Source organism: Rhodococcus sp. MS13 (assembly GCF_013277835.1).
GTDB classification, from domain to species: domain Bacteria; phylum Actinomycetota; class Actinomycetes; order Mycobacteriales; family Mycobacteriaceae; genus Rhodococcus_F; species Rhodococcus_F erythropolis.
On record NZ_VBTL01000011.1, the window covers coordinates 341,950 to 366,477 of the forward strand.

Annotated in this window: 22 protein-coding genes; 15 read left to right on the forward strand and 7 right to left on the reverse strand. The window is 60.7% G+C overall.

Going from position 1 to position 24,528, the window contains the following annotated elements; translation table 11 throughout:
* Nucleotides 1-132 precede the first annotated feature (132 nt).
* The 8 genes from groL to FEZ59_RS23340 all read left to right on the forward strand — a co-directional run bounded on the left by groL (nucleotide 133) and on the right by FEZ59_RS23340 (nucleotide 8,562).
* A complete protein-coding gene (groL, locus tag FEZ59_RS23310) occupies nucleotides 133-1,758 on the forward strand; it encodes a chaperonin GroEL (protein ID WP_003941476.1) in 1,626 nt (541 codons plus the stop codon).
* Nucleotides 1,759-2,502: 744 nt separating this feature from the next.
* Nucleotides 2,503-3,201: a hypothetical protein gene (locus FEZ59_RS23315; RefSeq protein ID WP_042951134.1), complete on the forward strand. Its 699-nt coding sequence runs from the start codon at nucleotides 2,503-2,505 to the stop codon at nucleotides 3,199-3,201.
* 714 nt (nucleotides 3,202-3,915) lie between these two features.
* Nucleotides 3,916-4,047 carry a hypothetical protein gene (locus FEZ59_RS30325; RefSeq protein ID WP_255246887.1) on the forward strand — a complete coding sequence of 44 codons (132 nt, stop codon included), beginning with the start codon at nucleotides 3,916-3,918 and terminating at the stop codon, nucleotides 4,045-4,047.
* Nucleotides 4,048-4,344: 297 nt separating this feature from the next.
* The gene (locus FEZ59_RS23320; RefSeq protein WP_020723597.1) at nucleotides 4,345-4,539 is read left to right on the forward strand and encodes a hypothetical protein; all 195 of its coding nucleotides are present in this window, start codon (nucleotides 4,345-4,347) and stop codon (nucleotides 4,537-4,539) included.
* Nucleotides 4,540-4,914: 375 nt separating this feature from the next.
* A complete protein-coding gene (locus FEZ59_RS23325) occupies nucleotides 4,915-6,375 on the forward strand; it encodes a wax ester/triacylglycerol synthase domain-containing protein (protein ID WP_080910030.1) in 1,461 nt (486 codons plus the stop codon).
* A gap of 136 nt (nucleotides 6,376-6,511) precedes the next feature.
* Nucleotides 6,512-7,957, forward strand: a complete 1,446-nt coding sequence (locus tag FEZ59_RS23330) for a wax ester/triacylglycerol synthase domain-containing protein (protein WP_172933278.1) — start codon at nucleotides 6,512-6,514, stop codon at nucleotides 7,955-7,957.
* Between the two features lie 122 nt (nucleotides 7,958-8,079).
* Nucleotides 8,080-8,355: a hypothetical protein gene (locus tag FEZ59_RS23335; protein ID WP_003941513.1), complete on the forward strand. Its 276-nt coding sequence runs from the start codon at nucleotides 8,080-8,082 to the stop codon at nucleotides 8,353-8,355.
* Nucleotides 8,356-8,418: 63 nt separating this feature from the next.
* Nucleotides 8,419-8,562, forward strand: a complete 144-nt coding sequence (locus tag FEZ59_RS23340) for a hypothetical protein (RefSeq protein ID WP_003941503.1) — start codon at nucleotides 8,419-8,421, stop codon at nucleotides 8,560-8,562.
* A 93-nt stretch (nucleotides 8,563-8,655) separates the two neighbouring features.
* Here FEZ59_RS23340 and FEZ59_RS23345 read toward each other — a convergent pair whose 3' ends face one another.
* On the reverse strand, nucleotides 8,656-8,859 hold the full coding sequence (locus FEZ59_RS23345; protein WP_003941534.1) for a PspC domain-containing protein: 204 nt from the start codon (nucleotides 8,857-8,859) through the stop codon (nucleotides 8,656-8,658).
* Between the two features lie 145 nt (nucleotides 8,860-9,004).
* On the opposite strand from FEZ59_RS23345, the gene ppk2 reads away from it, so the two are divergent.
* A complete protein-coding gene (gene ppk2 / locus FEZ59_RS23350; RefSeq protein ID WP_024487730.1) occupies nucleotides 9,005-9,919 on the forward strand; it encodes a polyphosphate kinase 2 in 915 nt (304 codons plus the stop codon).
* Nucleotides 9,920-9,970: 51 nt separating this feature from the next.
* Complete coding sequence (locus FEZ59_RS23355; protein WP_020906717.1) at nucleotides 9,971-10,804, forward strand: alpha/beta fold hydrolase; 834 nt, start codon at nucleotides 9,971-9,973, stop codon at nucleotides 10,802-10,804.
* 4 nt (nucleotides 10,805-10,808) lie between these two features.
* Here FEZ59_RS23355 and FEZ59_RS23360 read toward each other — a convergent pair whose 3' ends face one another.
* From FEZ59_RS23360 to FEZ59_RS23370, 3 genes are all read right to left on the reverse strand, one after another.
* A complete protein-coding gene (locus FEZ59_RS23360) occupies nucleotides 10,809-12,860 on the reverse strand; it encodes a prolyl oligopeptidase family serine peptidase (RefSeq protein WP_029254801.1) in 2,052 nt (683 codons plus the stop codon).
* Between the two features lie 84 nt (nucleotides 12,861-12,944).
* Nucleotides 12,945-13,961, reverse strand: coding sequence for an alpha/beta hydrolase family protein (locus tag FEZ59_RS23365; RefSeq protein WP_060939303.1), 1,017 nt, complete (start codon nucleotides 13,959-13,961; stop codon nucleotides 12,945-12,947).
* Between the two features lie 255 nt (nucleotides 13,962-14,216).
* On the reverse strand, nucleotides 14,217-15,266 hold the full coding sequence (locus FEZ59_RS23370; RefSeq protein WP_021343370.1) for an alpha/beta hydrolase family protein: 1,050 nt from the start codon (nucleotides 15,264-15,266) through the stop codon (nucleotides 14,217-14,219).
* Between the two features lie 233 nt (nucleotides 15,267-15,499).
* On the opposite strand from FEZ59_RS23370, the gene FEZ59_RS23375 reads away from it, so the two are divergent.
* From FEZ59_RS23375 to FEZ59_RS23385, 3 genes are all read left to right on the forward strand, one after another.
* Nucleotides 15,500-16,486 carry a membrane dipeptidase gene (locus FEZ59_RS23375; protein WP_172933279.1) on the forward strand — a complete coding sequence of 329 codons (987 nt, stop codon included), beginning with the start codon at nucleotides 15,500-15,502 and terminating at the stop codon, nucleotides 16,484-16,486.
* 49 nt (nucleotides 16,487-16,535) lie between these two features.
* Nucleotides 16,536-17,939 (forward strand): dihydrolipoyl dehydrogenase, encoded by a 1,404-nt coding sequence (gene lpdA / locus FEZ59_RS23380; protein ID WP_172933280.1) that lies wholly within the window; start codon nucleotides 16,536-16,538, stop codon nucleotides 17,937-17,939.
* A 183-nt stretch (nucleotides 17,940-18,122) separates the two neighbouring features.
* Nucleotides 18,123-19,115, forward strand: a complete 993-nt coding sequence (locus tag FEZ59_RS23385; RefSeq protein ID WP_172933281.1) for an iron-siderophore ABC transporter substrate-binding protein — start codon at nucleotides 18,123-18,125, stop codon at nucleotides 19,113-19,115.
* On the opposite strand, the gene FEZ59_RS23390 is transcribed toward FEZ59_RS23385, so the two are convergent.
* Nucleotides 19,091-19,540 (reverse strand): helix-turn-helix domain-containing protein, encoded by a 450-nt coding sequence (locus tag FEZ59_RS23390; RefSeq protein WP_007735410.1) that lies wholly within the window; start codon nucleotides 19,538-19,540, stop codon nucleotides 19,091-19,093. The genes FEZ59_RS23385 and FEZ59_RS23390 overlap by 25 nt on opposite strands.
* Nucleotides 19,541-19,658: 118 nt before the next feature.
* Between FEZ59_RS23390 and FEZ59_RS23395 the strand changes: the two genes are divergently transcribed.
* Nucleotides 19,659-20,510, forward strand: a complete 852-nt coding sequence (locus FEZ59_RS23395; protein ID WP_172933282.1) for an SDR family oxidoreductase — start codon at nucleotides 19,659-19,661, stop codon at nucleotides 20,508-20,510.
* A gap of 52 nt (nucleotides 20,511-20,562) precedes the next feature.
* Here FEZ59_RS23395 and FEZ59_RS23400 read toward each other — a convergent pair whose 3' ends face one another.
* Complete coding sequence (locus FEZ59_RS23400; protein WP_003941517.1) at nucleotides 20,563-22,164, reverse strand: MFS transporter; 1,602 nt, start codon at nucleotides 22,162-22,164, stop codon at nucleotides 20,563-20,565.
* A gap of 68 nt (nucleotides 22,165-22,232) precedes the next feature.
* On the opposite strand from FEZ59_RS23400, the gene FEZ59_RS23405 reads away from it, so the two are divergent.
* On the forward strand, nucleotides 22,233-22,808 hold the full coding sequence (locus FEZ59_RS23405; protein ID WP_019744460.1) for a TetR family transcriptional regulator: 576 nt from the start codon (nucleotides 22,233-22,235) through the stop codon (nucleotides 22,806-22,808).
* Nucleotides 22,809-22,811: 3 nt separating this feature from the next.
* Here the strand turns inward: FEZ59_RS23405 and atzF are convergent, their stop codons facing one another.
* Nucleotides 22,812-24,521 (reverse strand): allophanate hydrolase, encoded by a 1,710-nt coding sequence (gene atzF / locus FEZ59_RS23410; protein WP_172933283.1) that lies wholly within the window; start codon nucleotides 24,519-24,521, stop codon nucleotides 22,812-22,814.
* Nucleotides 24,522-24,528: the final 7 nt, after the last annotated feature.

Consider the following 24,528-nt stretch of genomic DNA (forward strand, 5'->3'; position numbering starts at 1 on the left):
GTAGATGGGTGACCAGGCAAATCGGTCGCCCGTGTAATGAGGTGACTGGTCAAACGGTCGCCTTGTGCCGATGAGGTGACCCGACGAGCGGTCACCTTGTGTGTCACCCCCTATCCGGAGGATCACTTCGCAATGGCAAAGATCATCGCGTTCGACGAAGAGGCACGTCGTGGCCTCGAGCGAGGCCTCAACGCCCTCGCCGACGCTGTCAAGGTGACGTTGGGCCCCAAGGGTCGCAACGTCGTTCTCGAAAAGAAGTGGGGCGCCCCCACGATCACCAACGATGGTGTTTCCATCGCCAAGGAGATCGAACTCGACGACCCGTACGAGAAGATCGGCGCCGAGCTCGTCAAGGAGGTCGCCAAGAAGACTGACGACGTCGCTGGCGACGGCACCACCACCGCTACCGTTCTCGCACAGGCTCTGGTCCGTGAAGGCCTGCGCAACGTCGCAGCCGGCGCGAACCCGCTCGGCCTCAAGCGCGGCATCGAGAAGGCTGTCGAGGCTGTCACAGCTCGCCTGCTCGAGACCGCCAAGGAGATCGACACCAAGGAGCAGATCGCTGCTACCGCCGGTATTTCCGCCGGCGACCCGTCCATCGGTGAGCTCATCGCCGAGGCTATGGACAAGGTCGGCAAGGAAGGCGTCATCACGGTCGAGGAGTCCAACACCTTCGGCCTGCAGCTCGAGCTCACCGAGGGCATGCGCTTCGACAAGGGCTACATCTCGGCGTACTTCGCCACCGATGCAGAGCGTCAGGAAGCCGTCCTCGAAGACGCGTACATCCTGCTCGTCAGCTCCAAGATCTCCACGGTCAAGGACCTGCTGCCCCTGCTGGAGAAGGTCATCCAGTCCGGCAAGCCGCTCCTGATCATCGCCGAGGATGTCGAGGGCGAAGCTCTCTCCACCCTCGTGGTCAACAAGATCCGTGGCACCTTCAAGTCTGTTGCCGTCAAGGCTCCCGGCTTCGGTGACCGTCGTAAGGCTCAGCTCGCCGACATCGCCATCCTCACCGGTGGCGAGGTCATCAGCGAAGAGGTCGGACTCTCCTTGGAGACCGCAGGCCTCGAGCTCCTCGGCCAGGCACGCAAGGTCGTCATCACCAAGGACGAGACCACCATCGTCGAGGGTGCCGGCGACGCCGACGCAATCGCCGGTCGTGTCAGCCAGATCCGCGCCGAGATCGAGAACAGCGACTCGGATTACGACCGTGAGAAGCTGCAGGAACGTCTGGCCAAGCTGGCCGGCGGCGTTGCAGTCATCAAGGCCGGCGCTGCTACCGAGGTCGAGCTCAAGGAGCGCAAGCACCGCATCGAAGATGCAGTGCGTAACGCAAAGGCAGCCGTCGAAGAGGGCATCGTCGCCGGTGGTGGCGTTGCACTTCTCCAGGCAGCTCCCGCACTGGACGACCTCAAGCTCGAAGGTGACGAGGCAACCGGCGCGAACATCGTTCGCGTTGCACTGTCCGCTCCGCTCAAGCAGATCGCATTCAACGCAGGCCTCGAGCCCGGCGTTGTTGCGGACAAGGTCTCCAACCTGCCCGCAGGTCACGGCCTCAACGCTGCGACCAACGAGTACGGCGACCTGCTCGCTGCAGGCATCAACGACCCGGTCAAGGTCACCCGCTCGGCATTGCAGAACGCAGCGTCCATCGCGGCTCTGTTCCTGACGACCGAAGCCGTTGTCGCTGACAAGCCCGAGAAGGCCGGAGCGCCTGCAGGCGATCCGACCGGCGGCATGGGCGGCATGGACTTCTGAGTCCATCTCCACCTAGCTCCTAGAGCCCGGCCCACCATTCGGTGGGCCGGGCTTTTGCTTGTCTGGAGACGGCATCCTAACGGCGGTCAATCGCATCGGTTCACGACCGTTGGACAAGTTCTTTAGTGCTAAAACTTTAGTGCCAACATATCCAACAAATGATTGAATTAAGTAAGGCTTTAGTGTGAAATTAACTAGTTCTTTTGGTGGAAAAATGCAACTAAAATAGAATATTTCCGACAATCTTCACAAAACTGATACATGTTGCAGTGATCTGGGTTACAGTATTGCGCATCGAGGAGGAAAGTTCCGGTCTGAAGCAATTGAAATGTATCGAAGCAGATGGCTTCATGTCTACGCCTTTTGGTGTATACAAGTACTATTCGCTACGGGTTGCAAATTTCAATTTCCCGAAATCGTGATTGAAATATTTGCGGGAACGATTCGTTGCTCAGCGCATATAATGGAATATTTATCTCTGGCGTCTTCGGCCGGATGGTGAAGCTTATCTAATATTGTTGTTAAATTCTTCACGATACAGGTGAGTTTAATGAATGGATCCACTGCGTGTTGATTAAAGGCTCGGAGTGGGTGACTGCATCTGTTGCCATTTCCGACTCGGCTATGAGTCGATGACTTCCACCCGGGATATCCGCGGGTAGGGGGAACTGACGACACGGAACGCTGCGAGCGTAACCGCGTCGGACAGGCAGTTCGATCAAACCGCCTTACGAGGAAATAGGAGTGAAGAACATGACTGTATCACTGGCGCGACGTACTACGATTGGTCTCGCAGCGGTAGCTGCATCAGCAGGTTTGGTGTTCGCGGCCGTTGCTCCGGCGTCGGCAACAGCGGGGCCCACGACAACAAGCTTTAAGAACGCGTGTTGGGCCGGTTCACCTGGAAATGTTGCGCAGTTGGAAAACCTTTCTGTCACCGTTGACCATACGGTCGTTGCGCCGGCCGGTCAGCCGAATACCTACACAATCCAATTCGGGGACCAGACTACGCCGAGCTCGTTCCCGGGTTATACTTTCAAGGGATTGAGTGATATTCAGTACAAGCTCTCGTACAATACCGCGACGTTGACAAGTGCGACCAAGACGAGTTCGGGTACGAATATCAGTTCGGGTAGTCCTACTGTTTCGGCTTCAGGCGGAATTATTACTCTTGGGAAGTTTGGAGTCGGCCCGAGCACGACATTCAAGGCACCTCAGATCACCGTTGTGACGACGTCTCCGGTGTTCGATGTAAAACTCTCTACTTCGGGAACCGCGGCCGAGTTCGGTAACTTTGCGAATAACTACTTCAGCTTCAAGGCGAACGGAGTAGCCGTTGTGATTCCAGTCAGTGCATCTACCTCTTGCGTTCCGTCTGACGACATCACGGGGGCGGTTGGAAGTTACCCGGCACTCAATGCGGGCGCCGGCACGCTTCACTAACATTGGATGCTCTGTCTCCGTCGTGAATTAGTCTAATTGGTCGCGGCGGTGATATGCGGCGAGAACGTGGCCGTCCGTGCAAATTGGCACAGGCGGTCACGTCTCTCGGTCAGCTGTGGTGCGCGGCTGTGGACTTGGTTTCCTCCACAGACATTCCTGTGCTCAGATCATTTGGTGATCCAGCAACGTGGATTCAATCTTATTGGCAGTCATAGCCGTTCGGACTCGGATGGTTGAGAGCTAGCACTTTTGTCGGTGCGTCGGAGTTGAAACGTCCTCTAGTACTAGTACTTTCGCGGGACGTTTTCACCTTCGGATTGCGTAGTCGAACGGTATTGGTAGACAGATCGATTGCACTCGTCGGCAGATACGTTGCAGTGTGTAGTGCCGCGTTGCCGAAGCTATTGAGTGCGGTGTGTTGATGGATTTCAGTAGAAATTGTGGCCGGCTCGGGCCCGCGACCTGCAAAAATGGAACAGGTTTCAGAAAGCTTCAAAATGTTTAGCCGAAAGTTCCCCAAATCGGGCTCTTCTGCACTACCTTGATGTCACCCCACAGCCGCGAAAGGGCGCGTACGCCCCGAAGAATATCGGTTACCTGGTTTGCAAAATCTTTCTCTCTGCTGCTCGGACCAGTTCTTTGTGGGCTACTGCAAGCGGTCCGATGTAAACGTCCTATGAGTAATCCAAGACCTACGAAAGGGTGGGAATCAGTATGATCGTCATGTTCCTCCAAGCGACTGCGCAATTGTTCACCGATCTGCTGGCCAACACATGGAGCGGGTCGATGCTGCCGGGCGTAGAGGCCGGCACAGGCTCGTTGGTATCCGCTATCGAACTCAGCTGATCGATAGTTTCAATTTCCGAGGATCTTTCTGACAGTGGGAGTGAATGATGGGTAGTTTGGGATCGGTCGCTGATGTGCTCGAAGGCGAAATGGGAGGGTTGATCAAGTCGGTCATTGCGGGCATCATTTTCGCGCCGATAATGTCGTCGATCGACCTGGGATGGCAGGTTCCCCCTCTGCCGTAATTCGGAATCGTCAAGACCCGCGTGTTTGGATAACGGCCACGCAGATCTGATGGACTCCGCTGTTTTCTTTTCAGAACCCGAACGAACGAATTCCAAGGAGTGTGGAAGTACAGTGGATACAGCAAGTTTGATCGACGCGGTCGGCAGCATCGACGCGAACTCGGTCCAGTTGCCTTTGGCGGCTCTCAAGGGAATCATCGAGGGAGTTTTCGCAGCTATCTCTTCTTTCATTGAACTGGGTGTCACAGGATCCGCTGCGTCAGCCGGATCGATCCAATCCGGCCTCGGCTCCATAGCCGGCACCTAATCCGAAGAGGAGAAAGAAATGTTGAACGGATCATTGACGTACCTGTCCGATCTCGTCAGTTTCGGGTCGGTTGATCTCGTGGGCACGATCGGGAAATACCTGAACGCGCTTTCGTCCTTCCCAGTGTGATGAAAGGAAATGCACAATGCTTGAAAGATACCTGACTTCGATCGTGCAATGGGTTATCGACACAGCGGGCCTCACCTCCGCCGGAAGCAAGATGCTTCAGAATCCGAAGTAGGAAATTCTTGGTGGAGTCTGAATTGGAATACGCCACCGAGTCCGAATGATCCCCGAGGCTGACGTACGCCTCGGGGATCATTCGGTTTCGAGTTCCGGTCACGATTACCGATGCAGTGAGACGAGGTAGTGTCGATGCGATTGCCCAGCAAATTTGCGGTGCAGTTGGCGCGGTTGAGCCCGCGTGATGCCGATTTCATCTACAACGAGGCGGACGGCCATCTGGGGCATTTGATAGGGGTGTATTTCTTCGATACTTCTCAGCGCCCTGAGTCGGAGTTCTCGCGCGAGCAAGCAGTCGAATGGGTGACCGCACGGCTCGGCCACCATCGCATGTTCACCCACAAGGTAGGTCGTATCCCGCTCGGACTCGATCATCCGTACTGGATGCCAGTCAATGACTTCGACATCCGTGACCACGTACACGTCACAGACCTCACGGAGCCTGGTTGGGCGTCACTAGAGAAGCCTTTGAGTGCTTTGATGACTTCACGGATGGACTTGACCCGTCCGCCATGGGAGTTGCACTTCTTCAACGGAATCGAAGGTCTCGACGATCTGGACGGGAGGCTGACCGCCGTAGTGCTCAAGTCCCACCACAGCGCAGCGGATGGGATAGCAATCCGGATGTTGGGTGAATCCATCTTCTCAGGCGAAGAGCGAGCCGCCCGACACGTTCCAGTACCTCGACTATTGAAGGTGCGTGTACTCCTCGAATCGTTGGCGAGCATTCCCAGCCAGATGTTCAGATTCGCCCGGAGCGTTCCTGGGAATCGCGCTGCTCAACGCGCTGCGAACGCGGCCCAATCGGCCGGTGAATGGGTCGAGAGCCTCAACGAACGTCCGGCTACCAGGTTCAACGGCAAAGTCAGCGGATCGGGAACGCTGCAGCAATTGACCCTTCCCGGTGCCGTAATCGGTCGGGTCAAACACGCGGTTCCAGGCGCCACTGTCAACGATGTTCTGCTGGCGATCGTCGGTGGTGCGCTGTCGCGGTATCTGACAGAAAATGGTGAGCCGCCAGGGGGATCCTTGGTGGCAATGGTGCCTCGCTCGATGCGCAAGGTCGAGGAGTGGCAGTCTGCCAATCAACTGGTGACCTTGTCAGTCGATATGCACACGTCCGTTGCGGCGCCGCTGGAACGATTGGCACTCATCGCGGAATCCTCGCGTTCGGAGAAGGTACGCACTTCCCACCCTGCCACGCGCCGTGTGGACGCCGCGATCGAAACGGCGCCGGCATTCCTGCTGAGATTCATTGCTTTTGCGCGAAGTAGGAATTCCCACGATGTCACTCGTCCCCGCTACCAGCACACAATGGTGAGCAATATTCCGCTCTCTGTTGAAGGGCTGACGTTGAACGGTGCACCGGGTGCAGCCGTGCTGGCAACCCAGCCCCCGGTTGACGGCGACGGGCTACGGCATTTCATGGTCGCCGCAGCAGGTGGGGGACTGACCCTCAACGTCATCGCGGATACCGCGACCATGCCCGATCTCCATCATTACATCGAACTACTGCGAGCAAGTTTCGATGATTTGGCGGCGGCAGCCGCGATGCAGACTGCGGATTCACCTGACCAAGAGGTTGCCTCCTGATCGATCGGAATCGCAGGCACCTTTTCCGATTGCTGGATCCGGTGATACCCAACGATTCCGGGCAGAACCCCGAGGATCTGCATGTCAGCTCGCTACAATTCGGACATTCGTTCAGCGTCGGAATTGAGGGGCATGCATGATCTTTCGGAACTCGTTGCCAGCCGCGGTATCTCAGATGGGACCGCGAGACGCGGAGTTCGTCTACAACGAGTCCGGCGGACATCTGAGCCACATGGTCTGCGCCTACTTCTTCGACACTACGGGCCATCCGCTCGCAGAGATGACGCACGACGACGCGGTTCGGTGGATCACCGAAAGATTCGGGTACTCGCCACTGTTCACGAGTCGACTCCAGCGAGTTCCGCTGGATCTGGACTATCCCTATTGGGTCCCGGCCGATTTCGACGTCGATGATCACGTGCACGTCCATCGTGCCCCTGTTGCCGGGTGGGCCCCGGTTCGTGAATTGCTCGGGCGCTCGCTCGGGGAGCCGATGGACCTTTCCCGGCCGCCCTGGGAGTTGCACGTCATGACCGGCGTGCGCGGGATCGACGAGCTACCTGGCAATCTGACGCTGATCATGCTCAAGACCCACCACGGGGCCGGTGACGGTCTGGCGATCCGCGATCTGACCAACCTTCTGTTCTCCGGTCCGCCGAAACCGGAGACGAAGCGTGCCGGTTCGGGGCTTTCGTCGCTGGATTTGATCGGGCGCACGGTCGTCGGTTTGCCCGGCCAGGCGATCCGCTTCGGCCGGGGTCTGTCCGTGACAAAGGTTGCGGCCGAGACGGTTCGGGAGGCGGAAGAGGCCGGAGAGCTACCTACGTACTCGGCCGACCGCCTACCGACCCGATTCAACGGCGTGCTGGGTGGAGACATCACGATCGATTTCCTGACGCTGGACGGCGCAGACATCAAAGCGATCCGAGCGGCCGTTCCGGACGTGACGGTCAACGACATCTTCCTGACCGTCGTCGCCGGTGCTCTCGACGCATACCTGTCGGAGAAGGGCGAGAAATCGGCCAGTGGGTTGGCGGCGATGGTTCCCCGATCGATGCGGAAGATAGCCGAATGGGAGTCGGCCAACCAACTGGCGCTGTTGACGGTCGATCTGCACACAGACGTCGAAGATCCGGTCGAGCGGCTGACACGAATCAGAGATTCGGCGCTGAGGGCCAAAGGGCGGAGTTCACACCCAGCCGTCCGTCGTTACGGCACGCGCATCGAAACTTCGCCTGCGGCTCTGCTCAGACTCACCGGTCTCTCGCGTCGGCTCAACAAGCTGGACCCTTCGCACAAGGTCATTCAGAACACGACGATCAGCAATGTCCCGGTATCAGTTGACGGCAACGTTTTCGAAGGTGCGCCGGCGGTGGCAGTTCTCGGTGGGCAGGCGCCGGTCGACGGAGACATTCTGCGCCACTTCCTCATTGCCGCGCGTGGAGGTTCTCTGACGCTCAATGTCATCGTCTCGCAAGAGACGATGCCGGATATCGAGCACTACGTCGAATTGTTGCGGGTGGGGTTCACGACGCTTTTGCAGGCAGTTTCTGACCAAAATCGTGAGGTAGGCGAACGATAAAGAGCAACTTGCGTCGGAACTTGTGGTGAATCGACGATTTGTGTTCGGGAAATTTCTGTCGAATTCATCCTAATTAAGGTAATTGTCCGTAGTGGTGTCGAGTCGTTATCTCGCGGATTAATGTGACTGTCGACACGTCGAGTGTCTACCGCCGGACTGGTTCGATAATCGTCACCGACGGTAAAAAGAATCACCTACGCGAGGAGCTGAACATGGGTTCGTTGATGGATATTCTCGGTGGTCCGAATGGGGACGGTGCACCGATGCAGGCTTTGCTGACAATGCTGCTGGGATTGGACAATGTCGGTGCAAACCTCTTCGGTTCACTGGCTGACACCGCCGGTGGAATCTTCGGATCTCTCGACACCCTCAGCTTTACGCCGCCTGTCGTTCCCTGAGTTTTCTGATCGGCGTCATTTGCTCGTCCCAAGTGAACCACTGAACATCTAAAGGAGAACGTCATGCTTGAAGGATCTGTCATGGATGCTGCCGGCTCAGTCGGTGCGATCATCGGTCAGGGGTTGGGCAGCGTCAGTGGCCTGGCCGTCAAGGGTCTCGAGGCCCTCGCTGCGCTCAGCGGTGGAGAGTTGAAGGCCGCCAAGTAGATTGTTGATTTCGGGGCCTGCTCGTGTTGGCGCGTAGGCCCCGAAATACCTTTTGTCGCCGCGTAATTCTCGCCATGTCAATTGCCGGAAATCTCAACCTAACGGCATGAGCATCCAGGCGGCGAGATATACCAAAGCCGCGGTTCCACCCGTGCAAATAGCGGCGATAACCGCGAGTAGACGGACAAGATTTACGTCGGCGCCGAAGTAATCTGCAATTCCGCCGCACACTCCGGCGAACATTTTCTTGTCGTTGGAACGGGTGAAGGGGCGAGGTGTGTTGCTTTCGAATGTCATGCTTCAATTCTGAAGCGAGATGGCGCCGCGCACCATCGGGGACGACCCCCATCTGCACCCTGATCTTTTGAGGCCGCCGTGTCATACCCCGGTAGTTCATCCCAGCTTCACCGAACAGTTGCTGCGGGAGACTAACTTGTCGGCGGTGACCGATTTAGCAGAACGCCGACCGTTCCTCAGCGCCTTCGCGGATCTCTCGACCGCCGTCGATCTGGCCGACACCGCCGCCTTCACCGTCGACGACAATGACGACGACGATCCGGTGCTGCTGACGTCGCCGGACGGTTTCGAGGTCGACACCTGGCGGGAGGGCTACCCGTACGACGCACGGATGCCTCGGGACGAGTACGAAATGTCCAAGCGTCTGCTGCAGATCGAACTCCTCAAGCTGCAGAACTGGTCGAAAGAAACCGGCGCACGGCACGCCATAGTGTTCGAAGGACGCGACGCCGCCGGCAAGGGCGGAACGATCAAACGATTCATGGAGCACCTCAATCCTCGCGGCGCACGGGTCGTCGCATTGGAGAAGCCGTCGGCTCGCGAGTCGACGCAGTGGTACTTCCAGCGCTATGTGCAGCACCTTCCCGCAGCCGGGGAACTGGTGATGTTCGATCGGTCTTGGTACAACCGGGCCGGGGTCGAGCGGGTCATGGGCTTCTGCACCGACGAGGAGCACGAGCGTTTTCTGCGCCAGGTGCCGTTGTTCGAGCAGATGCTCGTCGACGACGGCATCAGCTTGATCAAGTTCTGGTTCTCGGTTTCACCGCTGGAGCAGCGCACGCGGTTCGCGATCAGACAGGTCGATCCCGTTCGGCAGTGGAAGCTTTCGCCGATGGACATCGCTTCTCTGGACAAGTGGGATGCGTACACAGCGGCGAAGGAAGAGATGATTCGGTTCACCGATACCGACACCGCTCCGTGGACCGTCATCAAGAGCAATGACAAGAAACGCGCGCGGATAAACGCGATGCGTCACGTGCTCAGTCAGTTCGATTACGACAACAAGGATTACGAGATCGTGGGTACTCCGGATCCGCTGATCGTGGGAAGCCTCGAATAGTCGGCGCGTGGGCTCTGCCCATCCGCGGCGTGGGTGGTTAGTGTGAGTTGAATGGAGACCGTACCGATCCAACTCCCCGACGGCACCGTGACCCCGATCCGTCTGTTTCCCGGACCGAACGACGACGCACCCGTGGTGGTGATGTTGCCCGGGCTCGGAGTTCCCGCCGGGTTCTACGATCCGGTGGCGCAGGCCCTGGTCGAAGCCGGCTTCAATGCGGCCATCGGTGAACTGCGTGGCCAAGGTGACAGCAAACCGCGCCCGAGCGCGTCGAGTGTTTTCGGATATCAGGAACTGGTCTCGATCGATTGTCCGGCGACGTTCGAGGTGGTGCGTGAGCGGTTTCCGGCCAGCACACCATTTCTGATGGGGCACAGCATGGGCGGCCAGATCGGGGTCATGTACGCGTCCAGGATTCGGGGCCGGCTCGGCGGACTGATCCTGGTTGCCTCCGGATCGCCGTATCACCGCGGATTCCCCGGAATCCGTGCGCCCGGACTCTATCTGGGCTCGTCCGCGATGTCGGTGACAGCCAACATCGCCGGCTTCTGGCCGGGAGACCGGGTCAACGTCGGCGGCTTCGGTCGACAGTCGAAAGTACTGATCACCGATTGGGCCCGGTTCGCCAGGACCGGTCGCATGGAACCCGTCGGTGCGGATATCGACTACGAGGAGCGGATCGCTCGCCTGACCTTGCCGGTTCTGTCGATCACGATCGAAGGGGACGATCTCGCTCCACGCCGGTCGGCAAAGAACCTGGTGGACAAGCTCTCCGGGGCCCAAGTGACGATGACGCACATCGACGAACCACTCGGTCACAACGGTTGGATACGCAATCCCACCGCTGTGAGCGAGCGCGTCGTCGCGTGGTTGCGCGACCGCTGAAAGATCAGCCGAGTTTCTGCCAGAGGAACTCGTAGGTCAGCGCAGTCTTGAAGGCCAGCTGAGCATTGTCCGCGGCGCCGCCGTGGCCACCCTCGATGTTCTCGAAATACAGCACCGGCTTGCCCAGCTCTTCCAGCCGTGCGGCCATCTTGCGGGCATGCGCGGGGTGGACGCGGTCGTCGCGGGTGGACGTCGCGATCAGGATCGGTGGGTACGACGCGGCGGCGTCGATGTTCTGATACGGCGAGTACTCCGAGATGAATGCCCACTCCTCCGGGACATCGGGGTCACCGTATTCGGCCATCCACGAAGCGCCGGCCAGCAGGAGATGGAATCGCCGCATGTCCAACAGCGGGACCTGGCAGACGATGGCGCCGAAGAGCTCGGGGTACTTGGTCAGCATGATGCCCATCAGCAGGCCGCCGTTGCTTCCGCCCTGAGCTGCCAGAAGATCCGGGGTCGTGATTCCGCGATCGACGAGGTCCCTCGCGACGGCAGCAAAGTCTTCGTGCACCTTGTGGCGCCCGGCCTTGAGAACCTGTGTGTGCCAACCGGGTCCGTACTCGCCGCCACCACGAATGTTCGCAACCACGTAGGTGCCGCCCTGCGTCAGCCAGGCACGGCCCAGAGAACCGCTGTACGACGGCGTCAGCGAGATCTCGAATCCGCCGTACCCGTAGAGCAGGGTGGGGCCGGGCTCGTTACGCGGACTGCGCACCACGAAGTACGGAACTTGGGTGCCGTCGGCAGAGGTGGCGAAGAACTGCTCTGTGGTGATGCCCTCGGCATCGAAGAACGAGGGAGCCTGCTTGAGGGCAGTGGGTTCGGTTTCGCCGATCACGCCGTGCAAAAGAGTTGCAGGGGAGGTGTATCCACTCGAGTTGACGAAGTATTCATTGCTGACATCGGGGTCGGTGTCGAGAATTTCGATACTGGTCAGTTCTGGAAGCCCTTCGAAAGGTCGATCCTCCCAGCCGTTTTCGCCCGGTGTCAGGATGCGCAGCGTGGTGCGGACGTCGGTGAGTACCACGAGAATCAGATGATCGCGTGTCCAGGTGTAGTGCTCGAGTGAGGAATGTGCGTCGGGTTCGAAGATCGATGTCAGTGCTCGTGAGCCGGCAAGGAAATCGTCGTAACGGATGGCAAGCAGTGCGCCGGTCGGATATTCGGTGTCCTCGACGGCCCACACGGACTTGGTGCGGATCAACAACCACTCGTGGTGAATCGAGATCCCGGCGTCCTCGGGGACGTCCACGAGCACCAGCTCACCGTCGGGGCGAACTTCGAAATGCTGAGAGTTGTAGAAATCGACCGAGCGAGTGACGAAGTCTCGTTCGAACCCGGGCGTCGGATCGTGCGAAGCCGAGATGGCCACGTCCGTGGCTTGGCCCTCGTAGACGGTCTCGGCACTGGAGAGGGGAGTGCCGCGCTTCCACCGCTGGGCCAGACGGGGATATCCGGAATCGGTGAGCGACCCTGGTCCGATATCCGTTCCGACGTAGACGGTATCGATGTCGATCCAGTCGATGTCGGTCTTGGCCTCGGGAAGGTAGAAGCCGGGATTCTCGCCCTCGGGAGCGAGGAACTCGCGCTTGTCGATGTCGAACTCGCGAACGACCGCCGCGTCTGCCCCGCCGCGGGAGAGGCTGATCAATGCACGGTTGCGGTGTGGCCGTAGAAGTTGCGTGCCCTTCCAGACCCAGTTCTCGCCCTCGGCCTCGGCCAGGGCGTCGAGGTCGACCAGGACGTCCCATTCCGGGTCGTCGGTGACGTACTGATCGAACGTCGTGCGTCGCCACAATCCGCGAACGTGGGTGCTGTCGCGCCAGAAGTTGTAGAGGAACTCACCTCGACGGCGGACGTAGGGGATTCGCGCGTCGGTATCGAGAATCTCGCGCACGTCGCTCTGCAGTCGATCGAAGCGCTCGTTGTCGGTGAGCTGCTCCTCGGTCACGGCATTGTGCTGACGGACCCAATCGAGTGCAGACTCACCGGTCACGTCTTCGAGCCAGAGGTAGGGGTCGTCGCCGGTGGTGGGCTGCTGATCGGAAGTCATACGTCCATTCTTACTGCTCGCTCCCGACAGCACTCGACCCCGCTCCCGAAACACTGGAGCGGGGTCGAGTGAGAACGAATCGGGTCAGACGCCCAGGGAGTGAGCGAGCATCGGCCAGGAGTTGTGGAGATCGTCTTGCCAGTAGCCCCACGAGTGGGTGCCGGTCGGCTTGAAGTCGAAGGTGGCCGGGATCTTCAGGTCGCTCAGGCGGTAGGCGAGGTTGTGGGTGCAGTAGTTGACCGCTGCCTCGATGATGCCGCCGACGATCGCCTGGTTGGCGAGCGCACCGACCTGACCGTTGATCGCGGGATTGGCGAGAGTGTCGTGTGGGCCGGGGAGTCCGGAGCCGGTGGAGACGTAGAGTTCGGTGCCGCGGAGCTTCTCGGCGTTGAGGACCGGATCGTTGTCCTTCCAGCCCTGACCGTCGAGGGGGCCCCACATGTTGGTGATGTCAGCTCCGCCGCGGGTACCTGTGACAAGTTCGATCGCACTCTGACCGACGGGAGTGCTGGTCTCGGCACATCCGCTGTACGCGCCGACGCCCTTGTAGAGGCCGGGAGCCGCGATGGCGAGGTTGAGGACCGAGGTCGCGGTCATGGAGATCGCGGAGATCGACTGGACCTTGTTGGTATTGAACTCGGCGTCGATGACGGGCGGGAGTTCCTGGGTCAGGAACGTCTGCCACTTCTGGCGACCGAGAACCGGATCGTCGTTCACCCAGTCGGTGTAGTAGCTGAATGCGCCTTCGAGTGGAGTGACGACGTTGACGTTCTTGTCCTGGAAGAAGTTCATGACGTCGGTCTTGCGTTGCCAGGTCGCCGAGTCTTCGCCGCCGCCTGCACCGTTGAGCAGGTAGAGCGTCGGGCGGGGTTCGCTGCCATCTGCTGGGAGGATGACCTCGAGCGGGATGTTGCGATCCATCGCCGGGGAGAAGACCGAGATGGTGACCTTGCGGTCGCCGGTCTTGGTGTTGCTCACGACGTGCGATCCGGACGTGTCACCGCCCGCAGAAGCTGTCGCCGGACTGATCAGCATCGGCAGCACCGTGGCCACTGCGAGAGCTGCGATCACACTGCCACGCTTGAAAATTCGAGCACGCATACGTTCGGATCCTCCACCTGAATGTCTTCGGATCCGGAACGGATCGAAGTGCCTGTGAGCCCTTACTGGAACAGGTTCACTTTTTGTTATGTGTCAGTAAAGCAGAGCGGGCGCAGAAAGTGACGCGATTCGATTGCCTGACAATTGAATTGGCCCCGGAATTAACCCCCGAATTAACCCCCGAATCGGCCCAGACAAGCACTCGACCCCGCTCCAGGAAGTGCAGGGAGCGGGGTCGAGTCGGAACGATTTCGGTCAGATGCCCATCGAACGAGCGAGCATCGGCCAGGAGTTGTGGAGATCGTCTTCCCAGTAGCCCCACGAGTGGGTGCCGGTCGGCTTGAAGTCGAAGGTGGCCGGGATCTTGAGATCGTTGAGGCGGTAGGCGAGGTTGTGGGTGCAGTAGTTGACTGCTGCCTCGATGACGCCGCCGACGATCACCTGGTTGGCGAGTGTGCCGACCTGTCCGTTGATCGCCTCGTTGTTCAGGGTGTCGTGCGGGCCGGGGAGTCCGGAGCCGGTGGAGATGAAGAGCTCGGTGCCGCGGAGCTTCTCGGCGTTGACGACGGGGTCGTTGTCGATCCAGCCCTGGCCGTCGAGGGGGCCCCACATGTTGGTCACGTCAGCGTCGCCGCGCATGCCCACAACCAGTTCGATGGAGGACTGGCCGACCGGTGTGCTGGTCTCGGCGCATCCGCTGTATGCACCGACGCCCTTGTAGAGGCCCGGAGCTGCGATGGCGAGGTTGAGGACCGAGGTCGCGGTCATCGAGATCGCGGAGATCGACTGGACGCCGTTGGTGTTGAACTCGGCGTCGATGACGGGCGGGAGTTCCTGGGTCAGGAACGTCTGCCACTTCTGACGGCCGAGGGACGGGTCGTCGTTCACCCAGTCGGTGTAGTAACTGAATGCACCTTCGAGCGGGGTGACGACGTTGACGTTCTTGTCAGCGAAGAACTCGTTGACGTCGGTCTGACGCTGCCACGTCGCCCGGTCTTCGCCGCCGCCTGCACCGTTGAGCAGGTAGAGCGTCGGGCGGGGTTCGCTGCCGTCTGCTGGGAGGATGACCTCGAGCGGAATGTCGCGTCCCATGGAAGGTGAGTACACCTTGATGGTGGCGATGCGCCCGTTGTCCGTGCGGCTCGAGAGCTTGGAACCCGTTGTGTTTGCCTTGGCAACAGTTGCCGTGGTGGTCGACGGATCTCCGCCTGCGGACGACACTGCAGGGCTGATCAGCATCGGCAGCACGGATACTGCGGCTACAGCGGCGACCAGACGGCCACGCTTGAAAGTGCGAGCACGCATACGTTCAGAAACCTCCACCTAAAATTCCTTCGAATCCGCCCAGGAGTGAACGGTCCTTTGTTGCTGTTCCCGTACGGGAATTCATGCTGGGTACATGCCCTGTCGATAGGTACAGGGCGTGTGAGTCTTGTAAGTTCTACCGCATCGGTGCGTTATCCGCCAGTGAACCAGAGATTTGCTGAACGTACGACCAGTTTCAGGTGAATTTCCCTGATCATCGACGGGATTAGTGAGTGAACCGGACATATCCACTATGGGAACAACATTGTTGCCTACCTCTGCAGTCGAACGCGTCTGTCGAAGATCTTCTCCGATATCAGCGCCCAGCGGGGAGTTACGTTTCGGTGAACGTCGGTTACTCGCCGCAGACTCGCGCGGACTCGACGGCAATCGCCAAGAGTTTCGCGTGGCAGGCGCGGGTCGAGTTCCCGGAGATAACCCCTGTCTTCACCGTCGACGGCGTCGTCGAGATTCAGGAGTCGGGCGGAATTGCCCTGGCCTTCGACCTGGAGGACTCGAATCCGCTGGAGGGAGACCTGGCCAACGTCTCGTACTTCTGCGACCTCGGAGTCCGCTCGATGTTGCCGACGTATAACTACATGAACGCTGCGGGCTGCGGCTGCTTGGACCTGGCGGACACGGGGTTGAGTGGATACGGCCGTGACCTGGTTGCCGAGATGAATCGCGTCGGAATCACGGTCGACGGCTCACATTGTTCGGTACAGACGGGGTTGGACATCTCAGCTATCACCCAGCGAGCAATGATCTACAGCCACTCGAACCTCCGAAGGTTGTGGGAGCATCCGCGCAACATCACCGACGATCAGGCCAGAGCGTGTGCGGAGACCGGCGGCGTCATCGGGATCAACGGCGTGGGCATATTCCTCGGCGTCAACGGACCGGATGACGACCAGGCTCGGCTGTCCGCGATGGCCGACCACATCGAAGAGGCTGTGGGACTCGTCGGCATCGATCACGTCGGGATCGGCTCCGACTTCTCCTTCGACGCCGACGACTTCCGCGAAGAGATCGAGCAGAACCCGTCGTCGTTCTCCGAGGCGTACACCGCGTGGGGGCCACTGCAGTGGACTCCTCCGGAGGGCGTGCTGACACTTGATCAGGTATTGCGCGACCGGGGCTTCGACGAGCCGTCGATCGAGGCCGTGTACGGCGGAAATTTCGCCCGAGTTGCCCGAGAAGTGTGGGCTACCGACGGGTAATGCGACCATCTGGGGACAGCGAAACGATGCAGGACTACCCTGGTGAATCGTGACCTCACACTATGACGTCGTTGTCCTCGGAGCCGGCCCCGGTGGGTACGTCGCTGCTATCCGCGCGGCACAACTGGGCCTGAGCACCGCCATCATCGAGCAGAAGTACTGGGGCGGTGTATGCCTGAATGTCGGCTGCATTCCGTCCAAGGCGCTTCTCCGTAACGCCGAACTCGTGCACATCTTCACGAAAGAAGCGAAGACGTTCGGCATGTCCGGAGACGTGTCCTTCGATTTCGGCTCCGCTTTCGATCGCAGCCGCAAGGTCGCGGACGGGCGAGTCAAGGGCATTCACTTCTTGATGAAGAAGAACAAGATCCCGGAGTACGACGGCAAGGGCACGTTCGTCGACGCCAACACCATCAGCGTGGAGCTGAGCAAGGGTGGCACCGAGACGATCACGTTCGACAACGCGATCATCGCGACGGGTTCGTACACCAAGCTGCTGCCCGGCACCTCGCTGAGCGAGAACGTCGTGACCTACGAAGAGCAGATCCTCACCCGTGACCTTCCGGGTTCGATCCTCATCGTCGGTGCCGGCGCGATCGGCATGGAGTTCGGTTACGTCCTCAAGAACTACGGCGTCGACGTCACGATCGTCGAGTTCCTCGATCGGGCACTGCCCAACGAGGACGCCGACGTCTCGAAGGAAATCGCCAAGCAGTATAAGAAGCTCGGCGTCACCATCAAGACCGGTGCCGCTGTGCAGTCCATCAGCGACGACGGCAGCAAGGTCACCGTCTCGATCAAGGACAACAAGTCCGGCGAGATCGAGACCGTGGTCGTCGACAAGGTTCTGCAGTCCGTCGGCTTCGCACCGCGTGTGGAGGGCTTCGGTCTCGAGAACACCGGTGTCGCGTTGACCGATCGCGGCGCCATCGCGATCGACGACTACATGCGCACCAACGTCCCGCACATCTTCGCCATCGGTGACGTCACCGCCAAGCTGCAGCTCGCGCACGTCGCAGAAGCTCAGGCTGTCGTTGCTGCCGAGACCATCGGCGGCGCGGAGACGCAGACACTCGGTGACTACCGGATGATGCCGCGTGCGACGTTCTGCCAGCCGCAGGTCGCCTCGTTCGGTTTGACCGAGGAGCAGGCCAAGGCCGAGGGCTACGACGTCAAGGTCGCGAATTTCCCGTTCGCTGCCAACGGCAAGGCACACGGTCTCGGTGACCCGACCGGTTTCGTCAAGCTGATCGCCGACAAGAAGTACGGCGAACTGCTCGGCGGGCACCTCATCGGACCGGACGTTTCGGAACTGCTGCCTGAGCTGACCTTGGCCCAGAAGTGGGACCTCACGGTCAACGAGTTGGCACGCAACGTCCACACCCACCCCACGCTCAGTGAGGCACTGCAGGAAGCGATCCACGGCCTCGCCGGCCACATGATCAACTTCTGACGGCAGGGCCTTCGGCCCCGTGCGCCTTTTCGGTAGTTCGCACTACCGGAAAGACGCACGGGGTTTTTCGTCTTTTGTGTCGAGTTGTGTTGCGAAACCGCCATCTGAGGCCTTCGAGTCGGGGTGTAGGCGCGCAACGCATTAGCGTCCCGAGTCGAACATCCGGCTTTCGAAGGACCACTCATGAAAACTCGTTCCGTACTGCTCGCGGCTTGCGTCGCGCTGACGCTCTCCGCCTGTGGAACCTCAGGTGACTCCGGATCGGACACCGAAGCTTCGGGTGCCGCCGAGGCGGGGGCGTTCCCCGTGACCGTCGACCACGCCTACGGTTCGACGACGATCGACGCGGAGCCTATGCGCATCGTGACCATCGGATGGAGTGGCCAGGATGCGGTGATCGCACTGAACAAGGTTCCGGTCGCCATGGAGAGCTTCTCCGGCGCCGGCATCGAGAACAACATCCTGCCCTGGGACGCTTCGCGTCTGAACGGTGCCAAGCCTGTTCTCATGACGACCAATCCCGATATCCCGTTCGAGCAGATCCTCGGGCTCGATCCCGACGTGATCCTCGCCGTCTACTCCGGCATCGACGAGGGCGAGTACAAGCGTCTCAGTGACATCGCGCCGACCGTCGCGTTCCCGGACCAGCCGTGGGATACGGCGTGGGACAAGCAGATGAGCATGATCGGTGCAGCGCTCGGACAGCCGGAGCAGGCCCAGACGCTGATCGACGAGACCGGGGCGTACTTCGAGAAGCAGGCCGCTGATCACCCACAGTTCCAGGGCAAAACCGCAACGTATGCAATGCGCACCGACGAGGGCCTGATCGTCTTCTGCGGCACCGACCCGCGGATCCGTCTTCTCGGCCAGCTCGGGGTGAAGACCTCGCCCGGTGTCGACGCAGTGTGCACTTCCGGCGACAGTTCGGTGTCCGTGGGCATGGAATCCATCGACACACTCGACGCCGACGTCTTCATTCTCGTCGACGCCGACGGCACCAACCTGGACAAGCTGATGTCCTTCGGTCCGTTCGCGAACATGACCTCGGTGTCGAACGGCCGTCTGGTTCGTCTGGTCGGAATGGACTACGCGATGGCTACGTCCGCTCCGACGGTGCTGAGCGTTCCCTACGCATTCGACGAGTTCATCGCTCAGCTCTCGGACAAGTTGAGCTGATTCCGGGCGTCGTACGACGCTTGTGACGCAACGATTTTCGGCACCTGCGATTCGAGTAGTTCGATCAGGGCCGTGATCTTTGCGGCGACGTCGGCGCCGAGTTCGGTCAGGCTGTATTCCACTTTGGGCGGGATGGTTTCGAGTACCTCACGGTGCACGAGGCCATCCCGCTCGAGTGTTTGCAGGGTCTGTGAGAGCATGCGTTCGCTGACTCCGTCGACGCGTCGGCGCAGGGCACTGAACCGGTACGGGCCCTCGTTCAATGCCGCCAGCGCGAGTGCGCCCCAGCGTCCGGTTGCATTCTGCAATGCCGCCCGAGAGTTGCATCCGCGAGCGAAGACGTCAGCCTCGAGGGTTGGGTCCACGACGTCGGCATTCGGATCAGGAGTCTGGGCAGCACGTGAAGGTGAGTCGGTGCTGGTCATGAACCCAGGCTACTACTGCACGATCCGATAGCGCTAACTCTCCGTGTTGCACTTACGAAAAATAAGTGCATGATGGTTGGAGAACGCATTTACGCTTCAACCTGGATCGGGAGTTCGCATGAGCATTGCAGTCACCGGCGCAACCGGAAACCTCGGACAACTGGTAGTCGAGTCGTTGATCGAGCGGGGAACCGCCGCGTCCGACATCGTCGCAGTGGTCCGCAATCCACAGAAGGCGGAAAGCCTCGCCGCCCGCGGAGTAGTTGTACGTCAAGCGGACTATGCCGATGCCTCGGCGTTGGAAACCGCATTGGCGGGCGTCGACAAGCTGGTGCTGATCTCGGGAAGTGAAGTGGGGTCACGGCTCGCGCAACACACCAACATCATCGACGCGGCGAAGGCTGCCGGCGTCGGATTCATCGTCTACACGAGCATCTTGAATGCTCAGGACACGCCGATGAAGCTTGCTGCCGAGCACAAGGCGACCGAGGACGTGCTCACTCGGAGCGGTATTCCGTTCGCGCTGTTGCGCAACGGTTGGTACTGGGAGAACTTCACCAACGACCTGGCCGGTGTGATCGAACGCGGCGCACTGGTCGGTGCGGGAGCGGAAGGCAAGATCGCGGCTGCGGCGCGTGCGGATTACGCCGACGCCGCAGCAGTAGTCGCGACCACCGATGGCCACGAAGGTGCAGTGTACGAGTTGGGCGGTGACGAGAGGCTCACCTACGCCGAATTGGCCGAGAAGATCAGCGAGTTTGCCGGCAAGCCTGTCGCGTACCAGTTCGTGAGCGAGGACGCATACAAGGGGATTCTCGAGAGCGTCGGCCTGCCTGCCCCGGTCGCAGAGATTCTCGCGGATTCCGATGCTGCAATTGCCAAGGGGGCGTTGGACACCGAGTCGGGTGACCTGCAGAAGTTGATCGGCCGCAGCAGCACTCCGGTGGCTGAGGTGTTGAAGAAGGCCTGACCTGCTGTGCGCCTTTATTAACCGCGGGCGGTTAATAAAGGCGCACAGGGGGTTATCCCATGTGGACTGCACCCTCGGCGGGCAGATCACCCTTCTTGGCGCGGACCAGAACCAGCACTACCGGTGCGATGATCGCCAACAGGATTGCCGCCCAACCGAATGCGGCCGAGTATCCGGATACCTCGGCGCCGAAGAAGTAGTCCGTCATCGAGGCGACGAAGTCCTGCACCGGCTGGGGGAGTAGCGCCAATTGGTCCCCGGTCGGGATGGTCGCATTCGACATGTCGACGGGAATGCCTTCCGGCGGGATCGGCGCCGCGTTGTCGGCGGTGAAGGCCGACTTGGCCGAAGCGTAGATCGTGGTGAACAGTGCGGTTCCGAGTGCGCCGCCTATCTGCAGGGTGGCGTTGACCAGGGCACTGGCAGCGCCGGCGTCGTGGTCGGGAACACCGATCAGCGCGAGGTTCTGCATCGGCACCATCAGCAGGCCCAGTCCGAAGCCGAAGATCGCGAGGCCGGGGAACACGTGCGTCCAGTAGGAGCTGTGTACCTCGATCTGGGTCAGCATGAGCAGTCCTACTGCGGCCACCAGCGGGCCGGCGACCATGAGCGGCTTGGGGCCGATCTTGGTGGACAACTGCGCTGCGATGGTCGATGCCAAGACGATGAAGAATGCCATCGGCAGCGATCCGACGCCGGCCATGACCGGGCTGAATCCGAGCACGATCTGCAGGTAGAACGTCAGGTACAACGTGCCGCCGAGCAGGGCGGCGCCCACCAGCATGGAGCCGATCAGAGCAGCGCCGCGATCACGATGCCACGGAACGCTCAGCGGTAGAAGCGGATTCTTGCTGCGGCTCTCGACGACCACGAAGATGGCGAGGAAGACCAGGCCCAGTGCGATGAACAGCAAAGTGTCTGCCTGACCCCAGCCGTGCTCGGCGCGTGTGAATCCGTAGACCAGTGAGCCGAGCCCCAGGGCGATGAGGACAGCGCCGGGAAGGTCGTAGCTCGTGTCGCCGTGCGCTTTGGTTTCCTTGACGATCGGGACGGCTGCAGCGATGGCGATCAGCGCGATCGGGATGTTGACGAGCAGGCACCAGCGCCAGTCGACGTACTGCGTCAGCACTCCACCGAGGAGCAGGCCGATGGCAGCGCCACCGCCGGAGATCGCGCCGTAGACGGCAAAAGCCTTGGCGCGCTCCTTCTCTCCGATGAAGGTGGTGGTGAGCATCGACAGCGCAGCGGGCGCGAGTAATGCTGCGAAGACGCCCTGGCCGGCGCGGGCGATGAACAGTTCGATACCGCTCTGCGCGATGCCGCCGATGCCGGAGGCAACCGCGAAGCCCGCCATGCCGACGATGAAGGATCGCTTTCGGCCCCAGTAGTCTGCGATACGTCCGCCGAGGAGCAGCAGCGCACCGAACGCCAAGGCATACGACGTGACCACCCACGCGCGGTCAAGGTCGCTGATGCCCAGTTCCTCCTGGGCTGCTGGTAGGGCGATGGAGACGATGGTGCCGTCGAGCACCACCATGAGTTGAGCGAACGCGACGATGCAGAGCACCAGCCAGCGACGTTGATGATTCGGATTCTCGGAGACAGCCGGGATCGGTGGCAGAGTGCCGCCGTCGACGTGGGACGTGGTGGTCATTGGAAAAAGGTATTCCAGCCTTCTCGGGTGAGTCAAACGAAATAGTTCGTTCGGTTACCATCATCACTATGGCTCCCACTGACGTGACCGCGACGAAACAGCGAATCCTCGACGCTGCGCAAGAAGAATTCGGCACCTACGGGCTTGCCGGTGCGCGCATCGATCGGATTGCGAAGAACGGAAACGCCAGTAAGGAGCGCCTCTACGCCTATTTCGGTGACAAGGTCGCGTTGTTCCACGCGGTGCTCGACGTCGACTTCGAGCAGGCGATGGAGTCCGTCGAGTTCACCGGTGAAGACATGCCCGCGCATGCCGTCGAACTGTTCGACGCAATGCTCGCCAAACCACAGATTCAACGGATGATGATCTGGGGTCAATTGCAGGGTGAGGCACCACGGATGAAGAAGCTGGCCGAGGAACATTCCAGCTGGGTTCCGCGAATGGCCACGATCCGCAAGGCTCAAGAAGACGGCCTCATCTCGAAGCACTGGGACCCCCAGGACCTGATCACGATGCTGTTCGGCCTCGTGTTCGGTTGGGTAGTGGCCCCCGGTGTGGCCGACAACCAGAACGTCGACGCCGACGAGATCGCGCGCCGCCGTGAAGTGGTGCGCGAGGCCGTCACTCGAATCTGCAAGCCCTGACTGTCAGCGAGAGAGGTACGCGGCCCAACCGCCGTAGCCGGTGATGTCAGCTGCGCCGTTTACGGCGTCATGAGTGCAGCTGAAACCGACTGTCGTTCTGCCGTCCGATAACTCGACGCTGGTGAGCGCCATCGGCGCGGGCAAGGCGGCGAGGAACGTTCCCAGGCCAGCCGGTGAGATCCGGAAGATCTCGCCGACGACCGGTGCGCCGAGTCCAGGGCCACGGCGTACCAGGCCGGGCTTCGGGGGCGTCGTGTCGAGAGCGAAGAGCCGGTAGGCATCCGAGGTCGTGACGGTTTCGACGTACCGCGCGCCGAGGTCGACCAACTGTGTGTTGAGGGGTTGCCCGCGCAGGTGAGCGCCGAATACTGCGAGGTCGATTCCGGTATTGACGAGGGTGGGTGAAGGCACATCACCGAGTCGTGCGGCGAGGTCGATGGCGATCTGGTCGTCGAAAGCGGGTACGACGAACATGACGCCGAACGGGTGATCTTCGGCAGTGCAGTGTCCGGGCGCCGCGACGGCCGCCATGTCGAGCAGGTTGCAGAAGTTGGTGAAAGTTCCCATCCGGCGGTTGATTCCGAACGCATCCTCGGTCACGGTGGCGATCGTCGGATGTTCGGTGGTGGTGGGAAGCAGCAGGGCGTCGAACCCGGCGAGGAGTGCCCGGGCGGCTGCCTCGGCGCGGGTGAGAGCGTCGAGATCGTCGACTAGCTGGTATCCGGTGGGGTGCTTCGCGCCGAGCACGATGTCGGACACCGCGGGATCTGCTCCGGCAGGGCGGGTTTCGAGGAACTCGCCGGCAGCGGCGTACCGCTGCGCCACCACGGCGCCGTCGTAGAGCAATCGGGCCGCGTCGAGCAGCCCGGAGATGTCGACGGTCTCGGTCTCGGCGCCGCCGGCTACCAGAGCTGTCACAGTGTCCTGAAATGCTGCCAGATACGACGGGCTAAGTTGAGCGAGATCCTCGATTCGGGGGACCGCGACGCGGGGATTCGGCGCCGCCGCGAGACGAACGTCGGAAGGCCAGACGCGGCTGCGGGGATCTCGAGGTTCGTGGCCGACCATGATTGCCGCTGCCGCGGTTGCCGATTCGAGGTCGCCGGCGAACACCGTCAGAGCGTCGTAGTCGATGCAGGCGGGCACTACTCCGTGGACGGGAATGACGCCGAGCGAAAGCTTCAGTCCGTAGATCCCGTGAAATGCCGCCGGTACCCGGCCGGAACCGGCGGTGTCGGTGCCGATTCCGATGTCTGCAATCCCCAGCGCGACAGCGACGGCGGATCCGGAGCTACTACCGCCCGAGATCAACTCTTCGTTCCAGGCGCAGCGAACGGCTCCGTACGGACTACGCGTTCCGACCAGCCCGGTGGCGAACTGGTCCAGGTTGGTCTTCCCCAGAACAACAGCTCCGTGCTCGATCAACCGTGCAACGGCACTGGCAGTTTCGTCCGGCGCATACGCGAATTCGGGGCACGCCGCTGTGGTCGGCAGACCGGCGACGTCGACGTTGTCCTTGACGGCGACCAGACGCCCAGCCAGGGGAAGATGCTCGCCCGCGGCGATTCTGGCTTCGACCGAGGCGGCATCGGCAAGCACATCTTCCTTGCGGCGCAACGTGATCCAGACTTCGGGGCGATCTACTTCCTCGATCCGCTGGAATGCCTGCTCGACCAGGGCTGTCGGGGTGAAAACTTCTGCTGCGATGGTCATGGTGTGT

What these genes read in the sequence shown, in the direction of transcription:
- FEZ59_RS23340 (WP_003941503.1), top strand. Translation starts at nt 8,419, where the DNA reads ATGCTTGAAGGATCTGTCATGGATGCTGCCGGCTCAGTCGGTGCGATC.
- atzF (WP_172933283.1), bottom strand. Translation starts at nt 24,521, where the DNA reads ATGACCATCGCAGCAGAAGTTTTCACCCCGACAGCCCTGGTCGAGCAG.
- FEZ59_RS23325 (WP_080910030.1), top strand. Translation starts at nt 4,915, where the DNA reads ATGCGATTGCCCAGCAAATTTGCGGTGCAGTTGGCGCGGTTGAGCCCG.
- FEZ59_RS23360 (WP_029254801.1), bottom strand. Translation starts at nt 12,860, where the DNA reads ATGACTTCCGATCAGCAGCCCACCACCGGCGACGACCCCTACCTCTGG.
- FEZ59_RS23365 (WP_060939303.1), bottom strand. Translation starts at nt 13,961, where the DNA reads ATGCGTGCTCGAATTTTCAAGCGTGGCAGTGTGATCGCAGCTCTCGCA.
- FEZ59_RS23355 (WP_020906717.1), top strand. Translation starts at nt 9,971, where the DNA reads ATGGAGACCGTACCGATCCAACTCCCCGACGGCACCGTGACCCCGATC.
- FEZ59_RS23390 (WP_007735410.1), bottom strand. Translation starts at nt 19,540, where the DNA reads ATGACCAGCACCGACTCACCTTCACGTGCTGCCCAGACTCCTGATCCG.
- FEZ59_RS30325 (WP_255246887.1), top strand. Translation starts at nt 3,916, where the DNA reads ATGATCGTCATGTTCCTCCAAGCGACTGCGCAATTGTTCACCGATCTG.
- FEZ59_RS23400 (WP_003941517.1), bottom strand. Translation starts at nt 22,164, where the DNA reads ATGACCACCACGTCCCACGTCGACGGCGGCACTCTGCCACCGATCCCG.
- FEZ59_RS23395 (WP_172933282.1), top strand. Translation starts at nt 19,659, where the DNA reads ATGAGCATTGCAGTCACCGGCGCAACCGGAAACCTCGGACAACTGGTA.
- FEZ59_RS23330 (WP_172933278.1), top strand. Translation starts at nt 6,512, where the DNA reads ATGATCTTTCGGAACTCGTTGCCAGCCGCGGTATCTCAGATGGGACCG.
- FEZ59_RS23370 (WP_021343370.1), bottom strand. Translation starts at nt 15,266, where the DNA reads ATGCGTGCTCGCACTTTCAAGCGTGGCCGTCTGGTCGCCGCTGTAGCC.
- FEZ59_RS23405 (WP_019744460.1), top strand. Translation starts at nt 22,233, where the DNA reads ATGGCTCCCACTGACGTGACCGCGACGAAACAGCGAATCCTCGACGCT.
- groL (WP_003941476.1), top strand. Translation starts at nt 133, where the DNA reads ATGGCAAAGATCATCGCGTTCGACGAAGAGGCACGTCGTGGCCTCGAG.
- FEZ59_RS23345 (WP_003941534.1), bottom strand. Translation starts at nt 8,859, where the DNA reads ATGACATTCGAAAGCAACACACCTCGCCCCTTCACCCGTTCCAACGAC.
- FEZ59_RS23385 (WP_172933281.1), top strand. Translation starts at nt 18,123, where the DNA reads ATGAAAACTCGTTCCGTACTGCTCGCGGCTTGCGTCGCGCTGACGCTC.